Here is a 4,132-nt window from a genome sequence, read left to right as displayed (position 1 = left end):
CCATGGCGCGCGTCACTGTCGAGGATTGCGTCGACAAGGTTTCCAACCGGTTCGACCTGGTATTGTTCGCGGCCCAGCGCGCGCGGCAGATTTCGGGCGGCGCCGACCTGACGATCGATCGCGATCGGGACAAGAACCCGGTCGTCGCACTGCGCGAGATCGCCGAGGAAACCGTGCGTCCCGACGAGCTTGAGGATGCCGTCGTCTCGGCGATGCAGAAGGTCCAGGTCGACGATGACGACACGCCCGACGCGGTCGGATCGCTGTCGCAATCGGCCGAGGCGCTGCGCCTGACCGCCGCGGCGCCGCCGCGCAACCAGAATCTGGGCGGGGATTATGAGGGGTGAGCACGAGGCCCGCATTTAGCGCCAGCTAAATCCGGCTCCAGCCGAGCGCCGCCGGCGGGTCGCAGACCCGACCGACGACGCGGCTTTGCCGCGGCGAAGCTTGCGTCATGGATCGCCCCCAAAGTTCACCGAAGTTCACGGGGTCTGCACCCTAGTTCGCCGGGCGGTCACGCGGCCAAAGTTCACGAAAAGTCACGGTATCGCAGGAGGTGGGCGGCGGCGGCGCGCCCCGCGCTCGCGGGCCTCCGCTTCGTCCCGTTCGCGTGCCGCGGTCCGCGCGTCCGCGGCGGCATAGCCTTTGGGATTGGCCGCGCGCTTGGCCGCCGCCAATGCTTCCTCGAACGCGGCATCCGGCTCCAGCACCCCCAGGTCGCGCTGGCCGCCACCGTCCTGCCGCGACCAGCGCGGTAGTTCGCCATCGAGCTGATCGGCGATATCGAACCGCATTGCGGCATCCTCGGGACTCATCAGCGCGGCGGGAGCGGCGGGCTGTACCGGGCCGAGCGCGATCATCGTTTCCGCCACCGCGATCACCGGCGGCGCACTCTGGGTTTCAGGACGGTCGCGGCCGAAGTCACCATAGCGCTCGGGGAAATGCTTGCGGAGCAGGAACATCATCAGCCCGTCGCTCTGGCGGAACCGGCGTCCGACGACCTGCCCGTCGCGGCCATAGACCGGCTCTTCCGATCCGTTGATCGCGCGCTCGAACGCGGCATCGACCAGGGCGTGCGCGGCCTGCCGGATCGCCGCGTCCCAGGCGGCGGCGAATGCCGCGCCCTCGCGCGAGCGCCGCAATTTGTAGGCGGACGACGCCGACATGCCGACCTGCTGCGCGGCGGCCGCGACGCTGCCGCAATCGGCCAGCTCGCCGATGAACGCGCGCTGGCGCTGCGGCGACCAGCCATCGGCGCGCGGTTTTCGCAAGACCGGTACCCAGTCATAGGCGGCAGGATCGTGGCCATGCGCATCGAGCGCGGTATCGGCATCGTCGGTGACGGCAGGCGCATAACCCGGCGCGGCGCGGGGATCGGATGAGTTGCTCATCCGCGAGTATGGACCAGAAGAAATCCTACATTGGAAGGTAAATTTGGATGAGATCCAGTAAGCGGAGTGCGAAAGATCAGCAGATGAGCCGCGCAGCGAGCGTACTTCTAAATCGAATCAGACTTGCAAGTATAGTTTTGTTATAGAGCGTGCCTGTGCCGATAGCGGTCAGCTATAGCCGCGGGGCGTTGACGATGCTCCGGCGAATGGATCGCAAGACGGCCGTCAGAATTGTGGCGAAGGTAGAATAGCTCGCCGAAGCGGGCGGCTATGGCTCGCAAGCCACGCGGCGCAAGCTGGCGGCGGCGCTCGACGCACCGATTTCGGGCGCTTGAGGAGCAGCACGAGGCCGCGGATTAAAGCATAGCGCGGCTATTCCGCTGCGCGGCCCTTGAACCCCTGCGCCACCACGAACCATTCCACGCTCCCCTTGCGGCTGGCCGGCGGCTTGGCGTGCTTCACCGTCGCGAAATTGCGCTTCATCTCGGCGACCAGCGCCGAATCGGCGCCGCCGGCGAACACCTTCGACACGAACGTGCCGCCGGGTTCGAGCATGTCGATCGCAAAGGCCAAAGCCGCCTCGACCAGCGCCATCGTGCGCAAGGCGTCGGTCTGCGGATGGCCGACGGTGTTGGCCGCCATGTCCGACAGGACCAGGTCGGGCGCGCCGCCGAGTTCCGCGATCAGCTGGGCGGGCGCGACATCGGCCATGAAGTCCATCTGGAGGATGGTAACGCCGTCGATCGGATCGACCGGCAACAGGTCGATGCCGACCACGCTCGCCCTGGGAATCGTCCGCCGCACCACCTGCGCCCAGCCGCCCGGCGCGATGCCGAGATCGACCACATGCTTTGCGCCCTTGAGAAAGGCGAACTTCTCGTCGAGCTCCGTCAGCTTGTAGGCGGCACGGCTGCGATAGCCGTCCGCCCGGGCGCGCTTGACATAGGGGTCGTTGAGCTGGCGTTCGAGCCAGCGCTGGGATTGCGCGGTGCGCCCGCGCGCGGTGCGCACGCGGACATGGCCGCCGCCGCCGCCCCTCAAGGGCGCTCGGCCCCCATCAGGCGGCGCAGGATGCCCTCGCGAATCCCGCGGTCGGCGACGCCCAGCCGCTCGGCCGGCCAGATGTCGAGGATCGACTCCAGGATGGCGCACCCGGCGACGACCAAGTCGGCGCGCTCGGTTCCGATGCACGCCAGCCGCGCGCGGTCGGTGATCGCCATCGTCGACAGCTCGCTGCTGATCCGGCGCATGGAAGCCGCCGGCACGATCAGGCCATCGATCCGCGAGCGGTCATAATGGTCGAGCTGGAGGTGGACGCTGGCCAGCGTCGTCACCGTGCCGCTGGTGCCGAGCAGGCGCGGCCGCGCGACGGCCCGCGGCAGGCGCGCGGCGAACGGCGCGAAGCTTTCGTCGGCCAGCGCACGCATCCGCGCATAGGCGTCGCGGCGTTGCTCGGCGGTGGCGCCGCCCCCGGCGCATTCGGTCAGCGACACCACGCCCCAGGGCGCGCTGTGCCAGTCGAGCACGCGCGGCTCGCCGCCCGACGCATCGACCAGCACCAGTTCGGTCGATCCCCCGCCGATGTCGAAAACCAGCGCGGGGCCGTCGCCGGGCTCGATCAACGCGTGGCAGCCGAGCACCGCCAGCCGCGCCTCCTCTTCGGCGGAAATGATGTCGAGCCGGATGCCGGTTTCGGCATAGGCACGCTCGATGAACGCGGCGCCGTTGGCGGCGCGGCGGCAGGCTTCGGTGGCGACCGAGCGCGCGACGGTCACATTGCGGCGTCGCAGCTTGTCGGCGCAGACGGTGAGCGCGGCGATGGTGCGGTCGATCGCGGCGTCGGACAGTCGCCCGCTCGCGGCCAGCCCCTCGCCCAGCCGGACGATCCGCGAAAAGGCGTCGACAACGGCAAAGCCATCCTGCCGCGGCCGCGCGATCAACAGCCGGCAATTGTTGGTACCCAGGTCAAGCGCGGCATAATGCGGCGCGGCGGGCCAGGGTCTCCTGGTGTCTTCGGCCGGACGGGTCCCGACCGCTCTCTCGGAGACGTCGCCGGACCGGTACGGCATATTGGCGGAACGATCCCCCATGCCGATATCGCTTATGCTCTGGCGGCCCGGCGCCCTACGCCCCCCGCTGCTTGGCCGCAGGCGTAGCGCAACCCCGGCGATCCGACAAGCCGAGGCTCGGTATGGCGCAATCGGCTTGACCCGGTCCGGCGCGCCGCCTAACTGCCGCGCGCCTGTTGCCCCGTCGTCTAAAGGTAAGACTACGGACTCTGACTCCGTCAATTGAGGTTCGAATCCTCACGGGGCATCCAGGCTTTCGGTATTAGGTAGCAAACGCACCTAATGTCTGAACGGTGAGTTCTGACGTGGGCGGCAGGTTAATAGCGTGGCAATCCGCAAACCCCTCATAGGGTCGTTAAAACAGGGGTTGTTCAAGCGCCGCGAGTTTCAGCCTCGCGCGTTCCTCTGCGACAAAATGGTTCACCGCACTCCTGAACGCGTCTGGCCTACCGACGAGTGGCAGTAGGGGAGCAGCCCGCTCGATCACCCGATCATCGGTGAGCCCATGCAAGAAGCGGCGCGCCTCGTCGCTTCGTCCGAGCAGTCCAGAAGCAATCCCTGCCTCATAGCCCCACCAACTCGGTCCCATCCGTTCGGGGGAAGTCTGAGCACGCGTGATGAACCGCCCCGGGTTTGTCGGAGGCCCTAACTCCTGAGAGGAAGGGGCTATGA

Annotated in this window: 4 protein-coding genes and 1 tRNA gene; 2 read left to right on the top strand and 3 right to left on the bottom strand. The window is 67.9% G+C overall.

What is annotated here, in order from left to right:
• Nucleotides 1-2: 2 nt before the first annotated feature.
• Nucleotides 3-347, top strand: coding sequence for a DNA-directed RNA polymerase subunit omega (rpoZ, locus tag ACFE7K_RS15605; RefSeq protein ID WP_375399113.1), 345 nt, complete (start codon nucleotides 3-5; stop codon nucleotides 345-347).
• 192 nt (nucleotides 348-539) lie between these two features.
• Here the strand turns inward: rpoZ and ACFE7K_RS15600 are convergent, their stop codons facing one another.
• The 3 genes from ACFE7K_RS15600 to ACFE7K_RS15590 all read right to left on the bottom strand — a co-directional run bounded on the left by ACFE7K_RS15600 (nucleotide 540) and on the right by ACFE7K_RS15590 (nucleotide 3,481).
• Nucleotides 540-1,391 carry a hypothetical protein gene (locus tag ACFE7K_RS15600; protein WP_375399112.1) on the bottom strand — a complete coding sequence of 284 codons (852 nt, stop codon included), beginning with the start codon at nucleotides 1,389-1,391 and terminating at the stop codon, nucleotides 540-542.
• Nucleotides 1,392-1,763: 372 nt separating this feature from the next.
• A complete protein-coding gene (locus tag ACFE7K_RS15595; protein WP_375399111.1) occupies nucleotides 1,764-2,402 on the bottom strand; it encodes an RlmE family RNA methyltransferase in 639 nt (212 codons plus the stop codon).
• Nucleotides 2,403-2,428: 26 nt separating this feature from the next.
• Nucleotides 2,429-3,481, bottom strand: coding sequence for a Ppx/GppA phosphatase family protein (locus ACFE7K_RS15590; protein ID WP_375399110.1), 1,053 nt, complete (start codon nucleotides 3,479-3,481; stop codon nucleotides 2,429-2,431).
• Between the two features lie 156 nt (nucleotides 3,482-3,637).
• Here ACFE7K_RS15590 and ACFE7K_RS15585 point away from each other — a divergent pair.
• Nucleotides 3,638-3,711 (top strand) — tRNA-Gln (locus ACFE7K_RS15585).
• The last annotated feature ends 421 nt before the right edge of the window (nucleotides 3,712-4,132 follow it).

The organism is uncultured Sphingomonas sp., assembly GCF_964244265.1.
Lineage (GTDB): Bacteria > Pseudomonadota > Alphaproteobacteria > Sphingomonadales > Sphingomonadaceae > Sphingomonas.
The sequence above is the reverse complement of the archived record's forward strand: the minus strand, read 5'-3'. Positions and strand labels throughout refer to the sequence as shown.

Excerpts from the sequence above, each read along its gene's own strand:
- ACFE7K_RS15600 (WP_375399112.1), bottom strand. The coding sequence starts at position 1,391 with ATGAGCAACTCATCCGATCCCCGCGCCGCGCCGGGTTATGCGCCTGCC.
- ACFE7K_RS15590 (WP_375399110.1), bottom strand. The coding sequence starts at position 3,481 with ATGGGGGATCGTTCCGCCAATATGCCGTACCGGTCCGGCGACGTCTCC.
- rpoZ (WP_375399113.1), top strand. The coding sequence starts at position 3 with ATGGCGCGCGTCACTGTCGAGGATTGCGTCGACAAGGTTTCCAACCGG.